The organism is Paenibacillus sp. SEL3, assembly GCF_054602585.1.
Genome location: NZ_CM137725.1, coordinates 5,267,756 through 5,290,273, shown reverse-complemented (window position 1 = coordinate 5,290,273; position 22,518 = coordinate 5,267,756). Strand labels below are relative to the sequence as shown.

The window sequence follows — 22,518 nt, the reverse complement described above, 5'->3', positions numbered from 1 at the left end:
TATGTCCTACAGTTCCTGCAGGCGATTTACAATTTGATGGACATGTTGCAGAGTACCTTCATCGGACTCACTGATTTTACCGAATGCCTCATACAACGTCTTATTTAATTCATCGAGATCTTGGATTCTGCGCTCATACTTACTTAGCAAACCAAGCTTTTCCTCGTACATTTCCAATACCTGTTCAGCACGTTTAATATGTTCATATACTGCCTGACGGCTAATTTGAAATTCCGATGCAATTTCCCCTAAAGAAAAATCATCATGGAAGTAATATTTTAAAAACATCTGTTGCTTCTCTGTAAGCAGAGGTTCATAGAAGTCAAACAGTCGGTTAATCCGGTTTGTCTTTTCCAGCCGATTCTCCTGACTCATCTTGTATACCTCCATCGTCAAGGAAAAACACTTTACAGTTCTTTTCAACGTTCCTTATGATACCTAAAAGAAAAGAAGATGTCAAGCGTTATCCCTTGTCATACAAAAAAAAGCCGATCCACTGTCCTTAAACGGAAGTACGGATCGACTTTTTACCCATTGTTACTTAAACCCTTACTGGAGTAAGATACAGCAGAACAGCCAGAAAATGAAGTATGCTGCCTGCCAGAACAAACAGATGCCAGATCGCATGGTGATATGGAAATGCCCGCCACACATAGAAAATCGTGCCCAACGTATACATAAGGCCACCTACGAACAATAACGTCATCCCTCCGGCGGGAACAGTCGCAACCAGAGGATTCCAGGCAATGGTGATGAGCCAGCCCATCACAATGTAAAACACGGTAGACATAAACAGGAAGCGCTTGGTGAAGAACGCCTTGAACAACACACCGAACAGTGCAATCCCCCAAATCACTCCAAACAGTGTCCATCCCAGAGTACCTCGCAGTGCAACGAGCATAAACGGGGTGTAGCTACCTGCAATAAACAGGTAAATGCAAGAATGATCGAATATTTCGAACAAATCCTTCATTTTTCCTTCACGCAGGCTATGAAGCAACGTTGAATTGGTGTACAACAACAGCATCGTAATCCCGTAAATCGTAAAACTGACGACATGCCAAGTGGTTCCTTTCATGCTAGCAAAAACAATAAGCAACACAAGCGCTGCCACGCTTAAAACGGCTCCAATTCCATGTGTAATGGCGTTGGCTACTTCTTCCCGTCGGGAGTAGGTATAGGTGTTTGCCATCGGTTTTTCACCCGGCTTCCTGATTTATATTTTACATACAAGATACATTACATATACGACATCGACAGACCTCTTGCTTTCATTATACATCTGGGCAAACTTGAACAGCAACAGGATGGCTACTTAGTTATCCCAAACGTAGCATGAAAGCCCACTTTAAACGTATCAGTTCTGTTCTTCCTCGCCTGTAGCAGTTGCTTCGACCGTCTCTTCCTGAATCAACCCCGCGAACAACGCATGAACGAATTGCTCGGAATCAAACGGTTGAAGATCATTCACTTTTTCACCTAAGCCCACCAGCTTAACAGGCAAATTCAGCTCCTGACGGATGGCCACAACAATCCCGCCCTTCGCTGTACCATCCAACTTCGTTAGTACCAGCCCGGTTACACCGCTTTTCTCACCAAACAGCTTGGCTTGGTTAAGTGCATTTTGTCCAGTCGTCGCATCAAGTACCAACAACACTTCATGAGGAGCATCTGGAATTTCGCGTTGAATCACACGGAAAATTTTGTTCAGTTCCTCCATCAGATTGCTTTTATTCTGAAGACGTCCTGCGGTATCACACAACAAAACATCCACTTGTCGCTGCTTGGCAGCCTGTATGGCATCAAACATAACTGCAGCCGGATCGGAACCGGATTGCTGCTTAATAACCTCTACACCTGCCCGCTCGCCCCATACCTCCAACTGTTCGATCGCACCCGCCCGGAACGTATCTCCGGCAGCCAATAATACTTTTTTTCCCTCTTGTTTAAAACGATGAGCTAACTTGCCAATGGTTGTCGTTTTGCCGACGCCATTGACTCCCACGAATAGAATGACTGTAATTCCGTCAGGACTCATTTTGAGCTGACTGTTGTCATTCCCCCGCAGCAACTCGGACAGCTTTTCCGACAATACAGGCTGTAATTCGGATGCATCCTCAATTTTGCGCTTTTTCACTTCTTCTCGCAGGTCTTCAATGAGGTTCATAACCGTGTTGACGCCTACGTCCGCTCCGATCAGAATTTCTTCCAGTTCCTCATAAAATTCCTCATCAATCTTTTTACGGCGAATCATCAAGTCCGTTACTTTTTCAACAAAACCTTTACGTGTTTTTTCCAATCCATCTTTGAACTGTTTGGTGACCGATTCAGTTTTGTTTGCAATGCTTTCCTTCAATTTCCTAAAGAAACTCATGGATTCCCTCCGTTGGTCTGAAAGTATGTTGTTTAATGTCAGGCAATCTCAGCTTCATCGTTGTCCAGCTTGACAGATACGAGTTTGGAAACCCCGCCTTCCTCCATCGTAACCCCGTACAGCACATCAGATTCTTCCATTGTGCCCTTGCGGTGTGTGACTACAATGAACTGTGTCTGCTCCGAGAATTCTCGTAAATACTGGGCAAAACGCACCACGTTTGCTTCGTCCAATGCAGCCTCTACTTCATCGAGTACACAGAATGGAACAGGTTTAACGTGTAAAATGGCAAATAGTAACGCCATCGCTGTTAACGCACGCTCACCGCCCGACAGTAGCTGCAAGTTTTGCAGTTTTTTGCCCGGTGGCTGAGCTACGATGTCAATTCCCGTCTCCAATAAGCGTTCAGGGTCAAGTAACACGAGATCAGCACGTCCGCCTCCGAACAGCTTGGAGAATACCGTTCCAAATTCGCGCCGAATAGCATCGAACGTAGTCTTAAAGCGTTTGGACATTTCTTCATCCATTTCACGAATAACCTGATAAAGTGTTGTCTTGGCCTCCACCAAATCAGACTTTTGCTCATCAAGAAACGTATAACGCTCATGCACACGCTGGTATTCATCAATGGCGCCCAGGTTCACCTCACCCAACGCGGAAATACCACGTTTGAGCCTTTCCACCTCGCTCTGCGTACCTTCAATATCTTCCGGTATAGGGTAACGCTGCTTGGCTAACTCATAACTGAGTTCATAATCATCACTTAATTTTTTCAGAACGTTTTCCAGTTCCACATCAAGTCGATTTACTCCAATTTCCGTTTGACGAAGCAACTCCTCCACTGACTTGAGCTGAATTCGCTGTTCTTTTGTATCGTTTTCAGCCACTTCAAGCTTTTTGGACAAGCTGCTGCGTGCAGCCCGCTTGAATTCCAGTTGCTGTGCGGCTTCTTCCTTTTTCAAACGGTATTGATTGAGATTTTCAATCTGTTTCACGGTCTCCTGCTCATTGGTCAGCAAATCTGCTTCGATGGAAGCAAGCAACGTTTTGTTTTGTCTTGAATCCTTACCAAGAGTATCATAATCCCCACGCAATCTGCGCAACTGCTCTTCCAATGAAAAGCGTTCCTGGTCCAGCTTTCCTTCTCTTACTTTGAGATTCGTGAGCTCTCCCTGCAACTGCTCTTTGGCAGATTCGTTGGCTTTACGGGCGAATTCAGCAGCGTGAATGGCCTGATGCGTTTTCTTTTCTTCTTCCTCCAGCGCAGCTAACTTTACCAACGCTTCTTCCCGGGAAGTTTCCAGCTCCTTGATTTCCTGATCAAAGCCCTTTTTCTCCTGACCAGACGCAGCGACCTGCTCCAGAACATGACGAAGTTCATGCTCCAGTTGCTTAAGTTCCATTGCCATCTGTTGCTCTTCACCGCGCTTCACATCGCCGCCCTGACGCAGCTCGTCCAGACGGGTCTGTGTCTCCTCCAACTGGCGTTTGGTATCTATTGCACTCTGGCGCAACCTTGCAATTTGCTGCTCCGTATCTACAATGTCTTGATCCAACTGATCCAACTGACGTTTGCGTCCAAGCAGATTAGCATTTTTCTTGAACTGGCTTCCCCCAGTCATGGAACCCCCTGCATTGACAACATCGCCTTCCAAAGTGACAACGCGGTATCTATATTGGCAACGAGCCGCAATACGGTTTGCGTCTTCCAACGTACGAGCAATGACCACATTCCCCAAAAGACTGCCTACAATTCCGGCATATCGATCATCATACTGAACAAGATCTGCACCGATCCCGACAAAGCCTTCGGCTCCTTCTGCAATTTGGCGTTCTCCTGCGCCGATTTGACGCGGGCGGATAACATCCATAGGCAAAAATGTCGCTCTGCCCAGTTGACGTTGCTTTAGAAAACTAATTGCCTGTCTGGATACGGATTCATTTTCCATCACAATATGCTGAACTGAAGCACCCAAAGCGGTTTCCATCGCCTGCTCTAAATGCTCAGGCACCCGAATCAGCTCTGCTACCGCTCCATGCACACCGTGCAAGGTTTCTTTTCGTGCAGCCTTCAATACCTCTTTAACTCCAAGCATGAAGCCGTCAAAGTCATCCTGCATTTCCTTCATTGTATCTCGCCGTGAAATTTGAGCCTCACGTTTTTGTTCCCATTTACGAACTGTACCCTGGTTTTCTTCCAAAAGTTTTTGCAGGGCCTGGTACTTTTCACTTCCCTGAATATAGCCACTACGCAAACTACTGATTTCCTGCCCCAGCTTCTGAACCGCAGCTTCCAATCCCTTTTTGCGCTGTTCAAGTTGTACTTTCTGGGCTTCCCATTTGCCGGATTCGTCACTTACACGAGTCACACGCCGTTCCAATGCTTCCTTCTGTTGGTCTGTATAACGGATTTCGTTACGCGCCTGCGCCATCTGATTCATCAGCTCCAGCAGACCACCCTTTAGGCTTTCTTCCTGCTCCTGGCTGATTCCGCCTGTAACTCCAATCAGTTTGGCCTCTTCGTCAGACAGCCGTGCACGCAACTCGTCAAGCTCTACATTCAGTGCAGACAGCTTTTCGTTCAGCTGATCCAGTTCACTCTTGCGCTCGGAATGCCGTGATTCGCTTGTACTAAGTGATAAGATCAGTTGTTCCCGATTAGCCGCCAGATTGCGTGTGCGCTCTTTGAGCAATTCGCCGTAGCCTTCACTTTTCTCCGTCGCTTCACTGTATTGCAGCAGATCCCTTTGCAACTGTTCTACTTGCTCTTCCAGCTGGCGTAATTCGTTGCGGTCGCTTTCCAGCATCGCATCATGGCGGGAGACCACCGTAGACAACTGAAGTTGCTCCTGCTGCAGCAAAGCTAATTTGGAAGTCGCATCGCTCCACGAAGTATGAATTTGTTCAATTTGATGGACGTACATAGAGATTTCTTTTGATTTCAATTCACCGCGTAGCTCTTTAAAATGAATCGCCTTTTCTGACTGCTCCTTAAGCGGTCCAATCTGATCCTCCAGTTCACTAACTAAATCGTGAATACGCAGCAAATTTTGCTCCGTCTCATCCAGCTTGCGAACCGCATCTTTTTTACGGGATTTATATTTTACGATACCCGAGGCTTCCTCAAAAATACCTCGACGATCCTCAGATCGAGTACTTAGGATTTCTTCAATGCGTCCCTGCCCAATAATGGAATAAGCTTCTTTACCAATCCCTGTATCCATAAACAGCTCTGTAATATCTCGGAGTCTGCATGATTGCCGATTAATGAAATATTCACTATCCCCACTTCGATGTACACGTCGCGTTACCGTAACTTCACCAAAATCCAGAGGCAACGCCTGATCTTCATTATCCAACGTAAGCGATACTTCACCGTAATTAACAGCCTTACGAGCATCACTACCTGCAAAAATAATGTCCTCCATTTTGCCGCCACGCAGTGATTTGGCACTCTGTTCGCCCAGCACCCAACGAATCCCGTCGGAAATATTACTTTTTCCGCTTCCGTTGGGTCCGACGACTGCCGTAATGCCGCGGACAAATTCCATTTCCGTTTTATCTGCAAACGATTTGAAGCCCGCCAGCTCAATGCGCTTTAAAAACATGCTCAATCTCACCTCTAACATTTCAAATATGCTTGTACAACACCGTTTACCTGATTGATATGAATTATTCCCTATTGTAGCATAAACTAGCTTGTTTAAAGCACAGTACCAACACTCACATTACACCAGCAAGCCACGAAAAAAGAGCAAAACGCAGTCCATTCGCCATTACGGGCCGGGACTCCCCGCGGACTGCCCTTTGCTCTTACTTTGTGCCCCCTGCTTGCGTAACCCGTCCGGGCTGCTCAGGTACCGATTACGATTCTGCCAGCTTCAAACGGTTTAAAGCTACTGCCGCCGCTTGCTGCTCTGCTTCTTTTTTGGAGCGCCCCGTACCTGCCCCTAGCCGTTCGCTGTCCATATATACCTCGGCTACAAACTCGCGCTCATGGGCTGGTCCGCGCTCCTCTACAATCTTGTATTCAAGCATCCCCATGTTATGATGCTGTGTCAGTTCCTGAAGCTCTGTTTTGAAATCACTCATCTGAAGTTTACCATTTAATACAATTTGAGGAAAAATATAATGTTCCAGAAACGAACGGACGGCCTCCAGACCCTGATCCAAATAAAGCGCACCTACGAACGCTTCGAATACATCAGCCAACAGAGCCGGACGAGTACGTCCACCTGTCAACTCTTCACCTTTTCCAAGCAGCACATATTGCCCGAACTCAAGCCCGACAGCAAACTTCACCAGAGAAGGCTCACAGACAATAGCTGCACGCAGCTTGGTGAGTTCGCCTTCGGGTCGGTTAGGGTACTGATTGTACAATTGCTCGGACACCGTCAATTCCAGAACAGCGTCACCTAAAAATTCAAGACGCTCATTGTCTGCATGCTGACTGAACCGATGTTCGTTTACGTAGGAAGCGTGCGTAAAGGCCTGCTTCAGAAGCTGCCGATTGTTGAATTGAATATGAAGTTTCTGCTGTAATTGCTTCAAGTCTCCACTCAACGAACTGACCCCTTATGCTTCATATTTTTTTAGAATAACCGTAGCATTGTGACCGCCAAAACCAAAGGAATTGGACATAACCACATTCAGTTCCGCTTTTCTCGGCTTATTAGGTACATAATCAAGATCGCATGCCGGGTCTTGATTATCCAAATTAATCGTTGGCGGAATCGTCTGATGCTGAAGGGCGAGACCACAGATCACGGCTTCAACGCCGCCCGCTGCACCCAATAAATGCCCTGTCATCGACTTAGTTGAGCTGATCGCTACCTTATAGGCATGATCTCCAAGCGTTTTCTTAACTGCTTCCGTTTCGGATTTATCACCGACTGGCGTAGACGTACCATGTGCATTGATATAATCAATCTCTTCAGGATTCAATCCGGCATCACGGATCGCCATTCTAATGCAGCGTGCCGCTCCCTCTGGATCAGGCTCCGTCATATGATGAGCATCGCCAGAAAGACCGTAACCAATCACTTCACCGTAAATACGCGCACCACGCTTCAAAGCATGATCCAACGATTCCAGAATAAGAACACCAGAGCCTTCGCCCATAACAAACCCGTCTCTTTCGGTATCAAAAGGGCGGCTTGCCTTTTCAGGCTCGTCGTTACGCGTGGACATCGCTCGCATGGAACAAAATCCAGCCATACCAATCGGACGGATAGTCGCCTCAGCTCCTCCGCAAATCATGGCGTCTGCGTCACCGCGCTGAATCATGCGGAAGGAATCGCCAATAGCATGACTGCCCGTGGCACAAGCCGTAACTGGTGATGTATTTGGGCCTTTAGCACCGAGCGAAATCGACACTTGACCGGAACCCATATTAGCAATCATCATCGGGATGAAGAAAGGGCTTACGCGTTTAGGTCCTTTTTCAATCAGTGCGTTGTGCTGATCTTCCCAAGTTCCCAATCCGCCAATACCGGAACCGACAGATACACCAACACGCTCAGCTTCCGCATTTTCTCCGATTACAAGTCCGCTGTCCTCAAGCGCCAATTTACTAGCAGCAACCGCAAACTGCACAAAGCGGTCCATTTTACGCGCATCCTTACGTTCAATATAATCCTCTGGATTAAAATCTTTAATGGAAGCGGCTATTTTCGTAGTGTACTCACTTGTATCGAAAGCTTCGATTTCACTGACGCCGGATTTTCCGGCCATCAGATTATCCCATAGTGTGTTCAAATCCTGTCCCAGCGAAGTGATTACACCCATTCCTGTTATGACAACACGTTGTTTCAAAGATAATCACCTCTATGTCTACTGCATATTGTATTTTAAGACCGCACACTTTTGTGCGTAAAAATAATATAGAATCAACTAAAGTTAGTAATGCGGCATACTTCTCAGCCTTTGACTAAGTTAAGCTGAACCAAACTCAAAAACACGCAGCAATTCCGCCTTTAGTTCAATCTGTATAATTAGGAGAAAGTCCCGCCTGTAACAGAACGGGACTTTTGATGACATGAATTAGGTATGAGATTGTATGTACTTCACAACTTCACCTACAGTTGTAATTTTCTCTGCATCTTCATCAGAGATTTCCATATCAAACTCATCTTCCAATTCCATTACCAATTCAACTACATCGAGAGAATCAGCGCCTAAATCATCTTTAAAAGATGCTTCAAGTGTAACTTCGGCTTCGTCGGCTCCCAAACGGTCAACGACAATGCGTTTTACGCGCTCCAATACATCGGACATCCGGCTCACCTCCTCTTAGGTATTATACGAAAATTACAATTAAAATGCCATAGAAGAGAGTTTTCTTTGACAACTCTTCATCGGGGCATGCAGATTGGCAACATGCTACTACATATACATGCCGCCATCCACATGCAAAGTCTGGCCCGTCATATATGAGGAAGCATCCGAGGCCAAGAACAGCACCACGTCAGCAATTTCCTCAGGCCGTCCAAGACGGGCCAGCGGAATACCGCTAAGCATATTGTCACGCAAATCATCAGCCAGTACCTGTGTCATCTCAGTATCGATGAATCCGGGAGCTACACAGTTCACTGTAATACCTCTCGATGCAAGCTCTCGAGCAGAGGATTTGGTAAGACCAATCACCCCTGCTTTAGCAGCAACGTAGTTGGCTTGTCCTGCGTTGCCAAGGACACCAACCACGGAGGAGATATTGATAATTCGGCCAGAACGCTGTTTCATCATTGGACGTGTTGCCGCCTTAAGACAATTAAACACACCCTTCAGATTCGTTTCGATCACCTGATCGAATTCCTCTTCCTTCATGCGCATGATTAAATTATCTCTTGTTATGCCGGCATTATTCACCAGGATGTCAATCTTGCCCCAAGCGCCAATCACATCCTTGATCAACTGATCTGCTTCGTCAGCGCGACCGACATTAGCCTGAACTGTAATAGCCTCCACACCTTTGGCACGAATCTGCTCAGCTACCTCAGTCGCAGCCGCTTCACTGCCAGCATAGTTTACCGCCACATTAGCGCCTGCATCAGCCAGCGCCAGCGCGATACTACGGCCAATTCCGCGCGACGCTCCCGTAACGAGCGCCGTTTTTCCACTTAATGGCTTAGACATCATAGTCCTCCCTTGCAAGTATATAACCCGTTAAGGCAATGATTATACTTTTAACGGGCCTCCAAGGCTTCCGTTACAGAAGCAATCGACTCTAGGCTACTTATATTATACAGCTTAACCGTTTTGTCGATTTTTTTAACCAGTCCAGTCAAAACACTTCCCGGTCCAAACTCAACAAAAGTGTCAACACCTTGTTCCAGTAGCCATGCTACACTGTCTTCCCACAGTACCGGAGAATAGACCTGATCCACCAACAGTTGGCGGATTTCATTCCCCTCACGTACAGGTTTAGCTGTTACATTGGCCACCACCGGAATCTGAGCTTCAGAGAAAGTTACAGTCCCCAACTTGTCTGAGAGCTTGGTCGCTGCTTCCTTCATCAATGACGAGTGGAAAGGACCGCTAACCTCCAGAGTAATAGCACGCTTGCCGCCTGCTTCCTTCACACGTTCAGCGACAGCAGCTACGCCTTCCTTCGTACCAGATACGACAATCTGTCCGGGACAATTGATGTTGGCTAGTTCGACCAGTTGACCAGACTCCGTAATATCACGGCACAATGCTGCCAATGCTTCACGATCAGCTCCCAACACAGCAGCCATACCGCCTTGTCCATCAGGAATAGCCTGTTCCATAAACTGACCACGTGCACGAACAGTCTCAACCGCATCCGCAAATGCAAGGACACCTGAAGCAACTAGCGCGCTGTACTCTCCTAGACTGTGCCCAGCTACATAATCGGGATGAATGTCCATTTTTTCCTTGAACGCTTCATACAGTGCAATGCTCGCCGTTAACAGTGCAGGCTGCGTATTGGATGTTTGCTTCAAAGCTGTGTCTGGCCCTTCAAAAACCAGTGTGCTTAGTGCGAACCCTAACCGTTCGTCCGCTTGGCGAAATACTTCTGTTGCAGCTGGAACTGCTTCATAAGCATCTTTAGCCATACCTACAGCTTGTGAACCCTGACCGGGGAATATAAATGCCGTTTTGCCCATCGTGTATGCACCTCTCTATATCCAATGCTTGTCCTGTAAAACACTACACAAATTCAATATTATATCAAAAATCCCATCTTATTACCAGACAAGAACCGACGCTCCCCAGGTCAAGCCACCGCCAAAGCCCACCATTAATACACGGTCGCCTTCCTTCATGCGGCCTTCCTCAGCTGCTTCTACTAGGGCGAGAGGGATTGATGCTGCGGATGTATTCGCATATTTATGAACATTAACAACTACCTTTTCCTCTGGCAAATCCAGACGTTGCATCGCCGATTGGATGATGCGAACATTGGCTTGATGTGGAACGAACAGATCAATATCATCTTTGGACAGCCCTGCTTTTTCCAACACATCAACCGTTGCCGTTCCCATAACACGAACCGCGAACTTGAACACTTCGCGTCCGTTCATGTAAATATAGTGCTGTTTATTCTCCAGTGTGTCTGCACTCGCAGGCAAACGCGAGCCACCAGCTTCCAGCTTAAGCAAGGTTCCACCTGCACCTTCAGCCCCGAGATCAAAGGATTGGAATCCTCTGCCTTCAGGCACTTCGCCAATCACTACAGCTCCTGCACCATCTCCGAATAGGACACAGGTATTGCGGTCGGTATAATCTGTAATCCGAGAAAGACAGTCTGCCCCAATGATTAACGCATTATTATAAATACCTGTCTTAATGAAGCTCGTTGCCGTAGCCAGTCCGTATACAAAACCCGAGCATGCCGCAGACAAATCGAAAGCCGCTGCGCCTTTGGCTCCCAGTTTGTCCTGAAGAATGCAGGCAGTTGACGGAAACGCCATATCCGGTGTAACCGTAGCTACAATAATTAAATCCAGATCCTGTGCCGTCATACCCGCGGACTCCAACGCCTTAATTGCTGCTTCATAAGCTAAATCAGATGTAGCCTGCTCTGGAGCTGCAATATGGCGCTCCTGAATCCCTGTACGGCTGACAATCCATTCATCACTTGTTTCTACGATTGCTTCCAAATCTTTATTGGTCAGAATTTTCTCAGGTACGTATTTCCCTGTTCCGATAACACCAACCGGCCGTAATTTATTCATATCGTCACTCACTTCCTGCTGATTTCCTTGGATATACTTTCCACCAACCGGTTTTGCAAGGCCGTACGAGCCTGCCTTACCGCATTTTTGACGGCAACGCCGTCAGACGAACCGTGACTTTTCAGGACGAGTCCACTCAAACCCAGCAAAGGAGCCCCGCCATGCTCTTTATAATCCAATTTACCTTTCAGACTGCGGAGCTCAGGCATAATCAAGGCAGCCGCAAGCTTGGTCTTCAAGGATTTGGTGAATTGCTCTTTTAAGAGAGAAAATATGGCCCCCGCTGTACCCTCTAGTGATTTTAGCATGATATTTCCAGCAAATCCATCACACACCAGTACATCGCAATTCCCAGTTAACACATCTCTCGATTCAACATTACCCACAAAATGGACAGGTAACTGCTCAATAAGTGGAAATGCCAACTTCGTCAGTTCATTGCCCTTCCCAGCTTCAGTCCCCACATTCAGCAGACCCACCCTTGGAGAAGTCACACCGTGAACTTTCTGACGATACAAGCTCCCCATCAGTGCATACTGGGCAAGATGCTCAGGCTTGGCATCCATATTGGCTCCCAAGTCAAGCGCCAGAATACCCTGATCGTCAATCGTCGGTATCATCGGTGCGAGAGCCGGACGTTCAATGCCCTCCATTCTTCCAACCACCAGCAACCCCGTGGTCATTAGCGCGCCTGTATTACCTGCAGATATCATGGCATCCGCTTCGCCTTCTCTGACCATTCGACCAGCTACGACCATTGAAGCATCCTTTTTGCGGCGCACCGCCTTTACAGGCTCGTCCTGCGCATCTATCGTTTCGGATGCATGGCGAATGCTGAGGTTCGTCGGCAACGCTCTACCGTTCAGAACCGATTCAATTCGTTCCCGGTCACCAACCAGCGTAATGTCCGTATCCTTCCATTCCGCCGCCGCAGATAGCGCGCCCTCTACTGTCGCCTCAGGAGCATTATCTCCCCCCATGGCATCAATGGCGATCCGCATGCTGACTTCCTCCTTCGCTATACTCTTCCTCCGTGGAGCGATAAATGACAAAGTTGCCTTGGAACACCATTTCTTCTCCTACGTAGGCGAAAACTTCCACTTTAGCCTTCCCTTTTTGTTCTGGATTTGAACGTACATATGCCTTGGCAATGCACTTTTCACCTAAATGAACCGGGCGGACAAAGCGTATATCCGCTGATGCAGTCAATGCTATCTCATCATTAATCACAGCAACGGCCAATGAATTGGCCTGAGCAAATACATAATGCCCCCGCGCAATGCCAGTACGCGAAAAAACATGTTCCTCTTTAATCTCAAAAATCGAAATACCGCTTCGATCCAACTGCAGATCAACGATATCCCCGATCACTTCATGCAAAGGCAAGGAACGAACCTGGTCGTAGGAGCGCTCAGCCATCAGCTTTAGCCGTTCCCGCAATTCCGGGATTCCCAGCTCCATCCGGTCCAGCCGAATAGTCTGAATACTCACCTTCAGCTGTCTTGTCAATTCCTGATCCGTTACGAATGGATTATCATCAATTAATTGAGTCAGCCGCTGCTGTCTCTGTCTCTTCGGCAAACGTTCGATGTCAGTGACGCCTCCTTTCCCTACAATAAACCATCGTTCAGACGACAGTTCGGGTTACTTTACTTCACTTTCTAACGGCGAAACTTCAAGCCGATTTGTCTTCTTGTATGTATAAAGGAACCCCTTCGGCCCTTCTTTCTTAGAACCTGGTACTAAAACAGTATATAGCATGCTGACGTAAAAAGGAAGCATGCAGACAAAAAAAGTAGCGCCTCACTGAAGTGAAGCGCTACTTTTTCTGCGAAGATTCCAAAGAATCCGCTTATCGGACATTATTGAGAGATGATCTCTCTAGCTTTGTACGTTCCGCAAACTTTGCACACATGGTGAGCAAGTTTCAATTCGCCGCATTCGGAGCATTTCACCATACCTGGTACTGCCAGTTTAAAGTGAGTACGACGTTTGTCGCGACGAGTTTTGGATGTTCTCCGTTGAGGTACTGCCATTATTCCCACCTCCTTAACCAGATCAACCCCGCATAACGGGTATGACTTCTTATCTCATTCAAGACTGAAGAAAATGCCAGAAGCAATTATCTTACAGCCGGTGAATCAAGCCTGCAACATCCACGCATCGGTTCTGTAACTTTCCGGCACAAGCGGATGATGATTTTTCAGAATTGAACTCAATTCTCATTTAAAAAAATCCTTAAGCCCTGCCAGACGCGGATCAATCTTTTCCGTATCGCCATCGCTACTGTCATCGGAGCCAATACTCCAGTTTTGTCCGGTCTTTGGTGCGATTCCCTGACAATCCTCACTGCACAAAGGCGCAAACGGCACATGCAGTACAAACAGTTCTTCACAATACGGTGCAATGTCGAAGGAGTCCTCCGTCACTGCGATAAAATCGCCATCTTCATCCTCCTCTTCAACACTCGAAGAGGTTTGCTTGAACCGTTCACGGAATTCAATCTTTAAATCCTCGTGCATCGGGCTTAAACAGCGTGAGCAGAGCATGTCCAGACCTGCGGTCAACGTGCCTTCCACGCTCATCAAGCCTTGACCCAGACTAACGGCGACCAAGTCGGTCTCCAGCGGGGAAACGGCCGTAACATCAGCACGATCATCCACCAATTCACTCACATTAAGAGATTCACGGATAGGAAAAGGACCGTCACTTGTTGCTACTTTGCGAAAAAATAGTTGCATCACTATCACTCCAAACAAACAAAAATTATTATACCGACTGATCGAGTCGTTTGTCAACACCTTTCACTTTACACCACTCACAAATCCACCGGTTTTCCAATGGTTCGACAAGTTTTATGCAGAAGCAAAAATGCATTGTGCTAAACATGTACCGATGAGTATTCGTACCCCCGCCACTCTTCGTGTACAATAATGCGAGTATAAAGCTTTTTCGTCCAGGTCTCAATGGTCTTGTTCATGCCGATGATGAAAAATCAGTATAGCTGCCCTGAAAACAATCATTCACGGGTACTTAACCATTATTGTCAAAATAGTTATCCAATAAGCTACCATAAGAAAGGAGCCGACATACGGTCTTGAAAACACTCGGTATGATTGTAGAGTACAATCCCCTGCATAACGGACATGTCCATCACTGGGAGGAATCTCTTCGCATCACTGGTGCACAGCGCACAGTGGCTGTGATGAGTGGTCCTTTCCTTCAGCGAGGTGAACCCGCGATTACAGACAAATGGTCCCGCACCGAAATGGCACTCGCCATGGGTGTGGACCTCGTTCTGGAGCTGCCTGTGGCCTATGCCGTCCAGCCTGCAGAATGGTTTGCCCGCGGAGCAATCGCCCTGCTCCATGCGACAGGCATCGTAGACGCGCTCTGCTTCGGCAGCGAGAGCGGAGACATCGCCCCGCTGCGCGCGCTGGCCCGCGTGCTGGCGGCAGAGCCGGCCGAGCTCAAGGCCGGCATCGCGCAGCGCCTGAGTAGCGGCGCGAGCTATCCCGCTGCCTACGCGGGAGCCGTAGCCGCGCTCGCGGCCGAAGGAGCGGACGGCGCTGCGCTCGCCGCCCTCATGCAGCAGCCCAACAATACGTTGGGGCTGCATTACTTGATTGCGCTGGAACGGCTGGGCAGCACAATCAAGCCCTTCACGGTAGCCCGCACGGGATCGGGCTACCATGAAGCCGTGGCCCCTGCGGACGGAGTCATCGCCAGTGCCACGGCCATTCGCCGTCTGCTGCTGGACGGCGGGCCGGAGGCCGCGTCGCCATACATACCTGCGGCGACACTGGGGATTTTGCGGCGCGAGTGGCAAGCCGAACGCGCTCCGCTGCATTGGGAAGCGTTCAGCCAGCCGCTGCTGAACGCCCTGATCACACGTAGCTCGCAGCAGCTGGCGGAGCTGCACGAGGTCACCGAAGGGCTGGAGCATCGTCTGCGACAATCGCTTTACACGCTGCCCCAGCCCTCTGTGGAGGCCCTGCTCGCCGCGATCAAGACAAGGCGCTATACTCGTACGAAGCTCCAGCGGATGTGTGCACATATTTTGCTAAATCATGCCAAATCCGATATGACTCCGGCTGAGCTGGCGAAAGGTCCGGGCTATATCCGCGTGCTTGGCTTTAACAGGGCTGGACGCGAACTGCTGGCACGTATGAAGCAGACAGCCACCCTTCCGGTATGGGTCAAGCTGTCTGCCGGATCACATCCTCATCTGGACTGGGATACCGCCGCAGCCGCCATACATGCAGCCGGGATGCCACGCCCCGCCATCCGCGACATGTATGCTGATTACTTGCGACCGCCTATTATGGTTTGATGGGCAGCTTTTCCATATAATTCAGCGCATCGCCAAGTTTGCGAACCGGAACAAGCTTCATCCGGGTTCCAATTTGCTCAGCTTTGGTCTTGGCCTCTTTATAATTATCCGCAGGGACGAAAAACAAATCCGCACCCTGACGGTCAGCAGCAACTATTTTATACTTTGCACCACCAATCGCTCCAACCTGACCGTCCTTATCAATGGTACCCGTACCGGCTACACGATATCCCTTACTCAAATCACCTGGTGTCAGTTGGTTATAGATTTCCATGGTAAACATCAAACCTGCCGAAGGACCGCCAACATCCGTAGATGTAAAATGAATCGTTTTACGTCCATCCTTCGGCTCTACCTTCTGTACCGTGGCAATACTGACGCCAAATCCGGAACGTTGCTTGCCCGTCTCACTGTCCGTAATGGTCGTTAAAGGAGCTTGCACGGACAGCAACTTTCCATCGCGCTTTAGCTTCACTTTAGCCATTATTCCCGGTTTTTCGTCCTCCAAAGCCTTCCGAATGGAACGATTATCGGTCACCCTCACGCCGTTCAGCTCCAATATTTCATCCCCGGGGTCAAACACGCTGCTCGATCCCGGGACCTTAAATACATACACGTAATCCGGCACAATGCGATAGGGGACATGGGCACGGGTGTAGGCAGCCTCCATCGCGGAAGATTGGGAATCCCCCATATACCATAACTGTTCTGCCGCATATTCGTCTTCACTTCTTCCATGCAGACGATCCTCTTTGCGCTGAATCTCCGAATTGCGGTCCAACTTGGACAGACCCAACATGATAACATTGGCATAACGCGCCGATACCGTCGTCATCATAAAGGCCCCCCGTTCGATGCTGTCACCCTCCCGGACTCTAACCATCGGTTTGATCTCATTTGCCCCACCTGGTCCGTAGATCAGATAAGGGGTTGGCATATAGACCAGCACATAGACCATTGCAGCCAGCATTAAGACATAACCGGTTGTAAAAAAAGCTCTTTTCCGGTTTATTCGTTTCATTGCTTCTCCCCCCTTCCAGCCTAACTTCTCCCATCTTATCCAAGTGCCTCTGTGCACCTGTTCTCAAGCCTTTCAAAAAAGCATACATTGTTTACGACAACGTATACGAACAACCTATCCCAAGACAACGAACGTGAATAAACGCTGGAGATAACATCCGACTCTCCTTAGCATATTTATGAGAGGTGAATTTTTTGATGCAAAAGGAAGCCCATTCCGCTCCTTATTGGACAACCGTACTGCTTGGCCTCGGAGCCATTTTGCTTGTACTGGCTGTTGTCGCCTCACCAGAAAAAGTATTTCAAGCCTCTACTCAAGGCCTTAAGCTATGGTGGAGTATTATTTTCCCAGCTATGCTACCTTTTTTGATGCTGTCCGAAATGCTCATCGCCTTTGGTCTAGTACATGGACTAGGTGTCCTGCTGGAGCCGTTTATGCGATTCTGGTTCCGTCTACCCGGACGAAGTGGCTGGGTGTTGGCCCTCGGCCTGACCGCGGGATTCCCGGCTGCTGCGGAAGCAGTACGCCAATGGTCACAACAGGAAGATATGACCGCGCTTCAGCTTCGACGTCTAACCGCCATCGCTCATTTCTGCAATCCGATTACCATCCTGCTCGTCATCGGGACAGGGCTACTGCACAATGCTGCCGTAGGCGTGATGTTACTTGCCGTTCACTGGATTTCCGGGCTGCTGGCAGGCTGGATCACCGCCAGACTACCTGTATCGTCCAAAGAATTGCAAAAACGGGAAACGCCAGCTGCCCTTCGGCGCACCTCAGTTTCCCGTACTTCTCCCTCCCTGATCCGATCCGCATGGGAAGCTACCCGTTCTGCCAGAGAACGGGACGGCCGCAGCTTCGGAAAACTGTTGGGCGAAACCGTATCCCATGCTGTACAGACGCTGATGGTGACAGGTGGATTTATTATTTTCTTTTCCGTACTGATTCGACTGCTGTCCATATACACAGGCCAAGGATCGCTTTCTTTCATATGGCCTGCTTGGATGGAAATCCATCTGGGTTCCTATGAAATCAGCCGTCTGCCCTACGATCTCCGTACACAAGCAGCCCTGATCAGCGCTGTGTTGGGCTGGGGCGGCCTATGCGGCTGGCTTCAAATTACCGCCGTCACCAGACCTTCCGACAAGGGTATCACCTTCACCTTGTCACGAGTGTTCCATGGGATCATTGCTTTTGGACTTACCTTGGCGACATGGGTCCCGCTTAACCGCATCGTCAGCAATACAACTCCCGCTTACGTCAGTCGCAGTTCTGTGTCTTCTTTTGCGGAAAGCGTAAATGAATCCGCCACGCATCCTGTTATGGCGGGAGCCAGCAGCTTACTAACACAAATAGAAGGAACATCTATGTACCCCTGGCAACTAACCGTACTATCCATTGCGCTGCTGGGTACAATTATAGTTACCCTAGTGGCCTTTTCCTTTATGACTTCATGGTGGAGCCGCCGCGATTTGCGTTGACCTTCGCACGCAGCGCGTCTTCCACCTCCGGTGCCACCAGATCTACAACCTTGCCATCGAAATGCGCAATTTCCTTCACCATACTGGAACTCAGATAGGAATAAGCCGGATTGGTCATCATAAAGATCGTTTCCGCATCCGGGTTCAGCTTATGATTTGTAGAGGCTAATTGCAGCTCATATTCGAAATCAGTCACCGACCGGATTCCTCTGACAATAACTTGGGCCCCTTTTTGACGTACATAATTAGCTGTTAAATCACGGAAGCTGTCCACTTCAACGTTCGGTATATCGCGAGTTACCGTTCGCAGCAGCTCCATTCGTTCCTCAAGTGAAAACAGCGGATTTTTACTAATATTGTTAAGAACCGCGACAATCAATAGATCAAACTGTCTGGCTGCTCTTTGAATAATATCCTGGTGCCCCATTGTCACAGGATCAAAGGTTCCCGGATATACGGCAATACGTGGTTTGTGCTCAATCATGATGGTCCTCCCCGTCTGATTCGATGATGCCGAACTTGACCACTCCGGCTTCTGTATGTTCTTCGACATCCGATAAAGCATCGGCTGCAAAATGATAAATGGATAACGCCGTTTCCCCATAGACTGCTTTTCTAACCTGTTCGAACGGCCCGAAGCTTTCCGGATATTCATGTCCCGATTCATACTCCAGCACGATGATTGCATCTGAACGAAGCAAGTTCAATTCAACCATACGGCTCATCAATTCATCTCCGTGTTTGAGACGATAGGGCGGATCCAGAAAAACAGCATCAAAAAGAGCTCCACGTTTTGCCAGCGCCTTGAGCGCTCGTCCGGCATCATTGCGGAACACTTCAGCCTGTCCTTCCAATCCAGTTTTTCGCAAATTTTCTTTAATGACATCAATGCTTTTGGATTCCATATCAATAAAAACAGCCTTGTCCATCCCCCTGCTAAGCGCCTCTATACCCAGGCCACCACTGCCAGCAAACAGATCAAGTGCGACTCCCCCATCAAAATAAGGACCTATCATGCTAAATAGCGCTTCCTTGACCTTATCCGTGGTTGGCCGCGTCCCTGTGCCGGGAACTGCCTTTAACGGCCTTCCTTTGGCACTACCCGATACCACTCTCACGCTGAAACTCACCTATTTTCTATATGTGTTCATAACCATAGATTATGACGCTATCGTACCACATGCACCGCCGTTTGAAAAACTTAGGATGAGGCAGGTATAAAAAACCATTCCCTGGGCATCCTTAGGATATCGGCATTCAACCAATGTCGTAGACAACCGCGGAGAAGACTTACGTTTCCCCATAAGCTCTTCGTCCGGTTTCTCCTCTCCCATTCGGGCGCTCTTTAAATGGAGCGCCTGATTTTTTTTGCATAAAAAGGAGCTGCTTAAGAGCAGCTCTATGTATCATTTTTCTATTTCGGCATTTTGTTTATTTCAGTAGTTCCTCGGGTGTATCCCCTTGATAAACATACACGTAACTCGCCACTGATACAGCAAATGTAGCAAACATAGACAACGATGTGGCTAACCCATATACCATTTTTCTCATCATTCCACTCACCTCCTTCCCCGGATCAATGTTAGGCTTTGGACCAAAAAAGCAACAGCCACTACAGAGGAACCGATTACAAAATTAGTACATACAAGCAAGGAGGATAACAGCCGCAAGAGGGGATAAAACCGTACTGGAATGCGCGACTGCTTTTCAATTCTGGACGGGGCAAAACATAAAACGAAAATGAGAGCTATTCCGGTAAACAGGTTTGTCCACCAACTATTTAAGGCAATGCAGGATATGTAAGTAAAAGCTGCTGAGGTCACCAACACACATGTCATGCCCGTTTTCAAATGAATGCCTCCTGACATTTGGCGCAGTAGGGCGAAAGCGACGAGAATCGTAACAGCCTCTACCATACGCCCCGTGAAGAATGAGGCGAATAGTGTCAACACAATGATCAGGGACGCATTCAGAATGAGAGCAAGTGCGTATTTAAGTACCGCGACAGAGGCCGGATGATCAGGCACAGTACGTTTGATCTGGTTAGCAAGTTTGAAAGCCATCGCTTCAATCATCCCGGTATTCCTTTCCGATTGCATAATAGATGAAAAATCCCGAAACCAGTGCAAAAAATATCATACTTAACCATACCTCGTTATAGTAGAGCACAATAGAAGTTGAAATGAGAGACAGGATAATCAGCGTGATGACAATGCCATATTCCTCTTTGAACTTAAGCTTCTTGAAATTAGGGGAAAAGCCGATCCCTTTTCGAGACAACATCAATGAAATAAGCAGTCCTACTGCCGCGCTTACCACTTGTAGCTGATAGCCCTTCAAGGACCCATCCTGCAGCTCAGAAACCGGAAGATTGCCGAACATGACTTTTAAGAATACCGACTGAACAACGGCATATGCAAAATAACCTGTAACCGTCATAATACCGGACCACACAATCGGAATCTTCACGACCGTAGCGAGTAAAAAAATAAAAAGCAGCATATTTACGACAGGCACCAAATACGAAAGGGAAAACTCCTCTCGAAGCATATAACTTTGCATATTCATAATCAGGTTAACAAAAATGGCCTGCCATAGATAAGGGGTCATTTTAACTTTAAAAATACTCAAAATAAGCGCAAAAACAGCGACTCCCTCAAGTGTGGAGAAAAGCAAAAAGCCGATTGGCTTCAAAAGCATGCGTGCATCTCCTTTACAATTCCAACAAACCTCATCGGTGTATTCAAAAACTTGGATGTACATCGAATATAAAGGGCTGGGAGCTACTTTTCAAGAGGTCTTTTCAATTATTTCATAGATTTATTCAAGCACTTCAACCAAATGTTATCGGATGCTGCTTCAAGTTGTAGCTTAGGCAACACTTTCTTTGACCGAATCTCCCTGCTTGCGCACAGGCTTCATACGTGATATAAGCTTTTTCCCCCAACGAATGCCGGGCTGTTCAATCCACGAGTAGGTAAACCAAGATAGTCCGATGGTGACTAGCAACGTCATGATAAACATAAGTATGAGGCTGACTAGGGGAGCAAAAGGTATTTTAACCTGTACGATTAGTCCCAGAGCCAGCATATGCGTCAAATACATGCTGTAGCTAAGGCGGCCGATCCATGACCATACCCGATTAAGCAGCCATATCGGCTGCCAGTGATACAAAGCATACGCTCCCAGCAGCAACCCGACACCTATGAGAACATCGGTCATGCCTTCTAAAAATGAAAATAGCACAGAAACAAGCAGCAAACCTCCACTGACTCGGTCTATACTTTTCCAATGCCGCTCGTCTTTCCAAATGAAAAACAACAATATACCTAGCCCAAAGACAGGCAATTGATTCGGAAACCATAAATACAGATAGTGCCCCCATAAAGAGTGATCACTAATCCATGGATATTGAACACTTACCGTATTTAGCCCCAAGCTTACCACAAGCGCCATCACGACAAACCACGTCGCATGGCGGACGGATCGGATCAGCTTAAATAATAGAGGGATAAACAGATAAAACATACATTCCACCGCAATGGACCATTCCACACCGATAATGCTGTTGATCCAGTACGGATTCAGACCATTCAAAAACAGGACATGAGCTGCGATATTGGCGGCAGTGACTCCCGCCTGATCCCCAAGCCAAAATCGTGGACCTGTCCCGTTCACAACTAAATAGATTCCTAACATCACGTAATACAAAGGAGCAATCCGAAAAAAACGACGCATCAGGTAAGCTGAAATTCTTTCACTCTTGTTACCCGAACGTCTGCTTAAGGACAAAAATAGCGTAAAAGCGCTGGCCATATAAAATAAAGCGACACCTTTGGCTCCTATACTCAAGCCTTTTTGCAACCATCCGTTTAATCCGTCCACATGCTGGCTGACATGCACAAGTAAAACTCCAATAATAGCCAGCGCCCTTAGCGTATCTACAAATTGCAGCTTGTCATCTTCCATTTTCCCCTTAGCTTCGGGCATCGTATCCCTCCATAACAGCCTCAAATGATACATTTTGTATCTATAATACACAAAATGTATCACTAAAGTAAATATCCTCGTTATGCAAAAAAACACCTTCCGGCCGCAAAGAAATACGG

The 22,518-nt window shown here is 47.8% G+C and carries 23 protein-coding genes; 2 read left to right on the top strand and 21 right to left on the bottom strand.

The window, feature by feature from the left end:
• Positions 1-6: 6 nt before the first annotated feature.
• The 14 genes from ACYCS5_RS24450 to ACYCS5_RS24385 all read right to left on the bottom strand — a co-directional run bounded on the left by ACYCS5_RS24450 (position 7) and on the right by ACYCS5_RS24385 (position 14,315).
• The gene (locus ACYCS5_RS24450; protein ID WP_029514999.1) at positions 7-375 is read right to left on the bottom strand and encodes a putative DNA-binding protein; all 369 of its coding nucleotides are present in this window, start codon (positions 373-375) and stop codon (positions 7-9) included.
• A 166-nt stretch (positions 376-541) separates the two neighbouring features.
• The gene (trhA, locus tag ACYCS5_RS24445) at positions 542-1,192 is read right to left on the bottom strand and encodes a PAQR family membrane homeostasis protein TrhA (RefSeq protein WP_025721713.1); all 651 of its coding nucleotides are present in this window, start codon (positions 1,190-1,192) and stop codon (positions 542-544) included.
• A gap of 165 nt (positions 1,193-1,357) precedes the next feature.
• Complete coding sequence (ftsY, locus tag ACYCS5_RS24440) at positions 1,358-2,374, bottom strand: signal recognition particle-docking protein FtsY (protein WP_430024015.1); 1,017 nt, start codon at positions 2,372-2,374, stop codon at positions 1,358-1,360.
• Positions 2,375-2,412: 38 nt separating this feature from the next.
• Positions 2,413-5,982, bottom strand: coding sequence for a chromosome segregation protein SMC (gene smc / locus ACYCS5_RS24435; protein WP_165147625.1), 3,570 nt, complete (start codon positions 5,980-5,982; stop codon positions 2,413-2,415).
• A 256-nt stretch (positions 5,983-6,238) separates the two neighbouring features.
• Entirely contained in the window at positions 6,239-6,937 is a 699-nt protein-coding gene (rnc, locus tag ACYCS5_RS24430) for a ribonuclease III (RefSeq protein WP_029515003.1), read from the bottom strand.
• 12 nt (positions 6,938-6,949) lie between these two features.
• Complete coding sequence (fabF, locus tag ACYCS5_RS24425; RefSeq protein ID WP_029515005.1) at positions 6,950-8,188, bottom strand: beta-ketoacyl-ACP synthase II; 1,239 nt, start codon at positions 8,186-8,188, stop codon at positions 6,950-6,952.
• A gap of 228 nt (positions 8,189-8,416) precedes the next feature.
• Positions 8,417-8,650, bottom strand: coding sequence for an acyl carrier protein (locus ACYCS5_RS24420; RefSeq protein ID WP_007429985.1), 234 nt, complete (start codon positions 8,648-8,650; stop codon positions 8,417-8,419).
• A gap of 108 nt (positions 8,651-8,758) precedes the next feature.
• Positions 8,759-9,508, bottom strand: a complete 750-nt coding sequence (gene fabG / locus ACYCS5_RS24415) for a 3-oxoacyl-[acyl-carrier-protein] reductase (protein ID WP_039274753.1) — start codon at positions 9,506-9,508, stop codon at positions 8,759-8,761.
• Positions 9,509-9,558: 50 nt separating this feature from the next.
• A complete protein-coding gene (gene fabD, locus ACYCS5_RS24410; RefSeq protein ID WP_029515007.1) occupies positions 9,559-10,503 on the bottom strand; it encodes an ACP S-malonyltransferase in 945 nt (314 codons plus the stop codon).
• A gap of 81 nt (positions 10,504-10,584) precedes the next feature.
• Entirely contained in the window at positions 10,585-11,574 is a 990-nt protein-coding gene (locus tag ACYCS5_RS24405) for a beta-ketoacyl-ACP synthase III (protein ID WP_029515009.1), read from the bottom strand.
• 8 nt (positions 11,575-11,582) lie between these two features.
• Positions 11,583-12,575: a phosphate acyltransferase PlsX gene (gene plsX / locus ACYCS5_RS24400; RefSeq protein ID WP_039274759.1), complete on the bottom strand. Its 993-nt coding sequence runs from the start codon at positions 12,573-12,575 to the stop codon at positions 11,583-11,585.
• Complete coding sequence (fapR, locus tag ACYCS5_RS24395) at positions 12,559-13,155, bottom strand: transcription factor FapR (protein WP_039274761.1); 597 nt, start codon at positions 13,153-13,155, stop codon at positions 12,559-12,561. The genes plsX and fapR overlap by 17 nt, the downstream gene beginning before the upstream one ends.
• 281 nt (positions 13,156-13,436) lie before the next feature.
• A complete protein-coding gene (gene rpmF / locus ACYCS5_RS24390) occupies positions 13,437-13,610 on the bottom strand; it encodes a 50S ribosomal protein L32 (protein ID WP_007429979.1) in 174 nt (57 codons plus the stop codon).
• Positions 13,611-13,796: 186 nt separating this feature from the next.
• Positions 13,797-14,315: a YceD family protein gene (locus ACYCS5_RS24385; RefSeq protein ID WP_029515015.1), complete on the bottom strand. Its 519-nt coding sequence runs from the start codon at positions 14,313-14,315 to the stop codon at positions 13,797-13,799.
• A 356-nt stretch (positions 14,316-14,671) separates the two neighbouring features.
• Between ACYCS5_RS24385 and ACYCS5_RS24380 the strand changes: the two genes are divergently transcribed.
• The gene (locus tag ACYCS5_RS24380; RefSeq protein ID WP_459760247.1) at positions 14,672-15,907 is read left to right on the top strand and encodes a nucleotidyltransferase; all 1,236 of its coding nucleotides are present in this window, start codon (positions 14,672-14,674) and stop codon (positions 15,905-15,907) included.
• On the opposite strand, the gene ACYCS5_RS24375 is transcribed toward ACYCS5_RS24380, so the two are convergent.
• Positions 15,897-16,928, bottom strand: a complete 1,032-nt coding sequence (locus tag ACYCS5_RS24375; protein WP_459760246.1) for a YlbL family protein — start codon at positions 16,926-16,928, stop codon at positions 15,897-15,899. The two genes, ACYCS5_RS24380 and ACYCS5_RS24375, sit on opposite strands and share 11 nt — an antisense overlap.
• A gap of 197 nt (positions 16,929-17,125) precedes the next feature.
• Between ACYCS5_RS24375 and ACYCS5_RS24370 the strand changes: the two genes are divergently transcribed.
• Positions 17,126-18,409, top strand: coding sequence for a nucleoside recognition domain-containing protein (locus ACYCS5_RS24370; RefSeq protein ID WP_459760245.1), 1,284 nt, complete (start codon positions 17,126-17,128; stop codon positions 18,407-18,409).
• On the opposite strand, the gene coaD is transcribed toward ACYCS5_RS24370, so the two are convergent.
• The 6 genes from coaD to ACYCS5_RS24340 form a co-directional block, all read right to left on the bottom strand.
• Entirely contained in the window at positions 18,372-18,893 is a 522-nt protein-coding gene (gene coaD / locus ACYCS5_RS24365) for a pantetheine-phosphate adenylyltransferase (protein WP_013309846.1), read from the bottom strand. The genes ACYCS5_RS24370 and coaD overlap by 38 nt on opposite strands.
• Positions 18,886-19,527: a 16S rRNA (guanine(966)-N(2))-methyltransferase RsmD gene (gene rsmD, locus ACYCS5_RS24360; RefSeq protein WP_029514740.1), complete on the bottom strand. Its 642-nt coding sequence runs from the start codon at positions 19,525-19,527 to the stop codon at positions 18,886-18,888. Before rsmD ends, coaD begins: the two co-directional genes overlap by 8 nt.
• A 313-nt stretch (positions 19,528-19,840) precedes the next feature.
• On the bottom strand, positions 19,841-19,963 hold the full coding sequence (locus tag ACYCS5_RS24355) for a cyclic lactone autoinducer peptide (protein ID WP_023988155.1): 123 nt from the start codon (positions 19,961-19,963) through the stop codon (positions 19,841-19,843).
• A gap of 5 nt (positions 19,964-19,968) precedes the next feature.
• Positions 19,969-20,484, bottom strand: coding sequence for an accessory gene regulator ArgB-like protein (locus ACYCS5_RS24350; RefSeq protein WP_318626683.1), 516 nt, complete (start codon positions 20,482-20,484; stop codon positions 19,969-19,971).
• Complete coding sequence (locus tag ACYCS5_RS24345; protein ID WP_459760244.1) at positions 20,477-21,109, bottom strand: hypothetical protein; 633 nt, start codon at positions 21,107-21,109, stop codon at positions 20,477-20,479. Before ACYCS5_RS24345 ends, ACYCS5_RS24350 begins: the two co-directional genes overlap by 8 nt.
• A 171-nt stretch (positions 21,110-21,280) precedes the next feature.
• Positions 21,281-22,399, bottom strand: a complete 1,119-nt coding sequence (locus ACYCS5_RS24340; RefSeq protein WP_459760243.1) for an acyltransferase family protein — start codon at positions 22,397-22,399, stop codon at positions 21,281-21,283.
• Between the last annotated feature and the right edge of the window lie 119 nt (positions 22,400-22,518).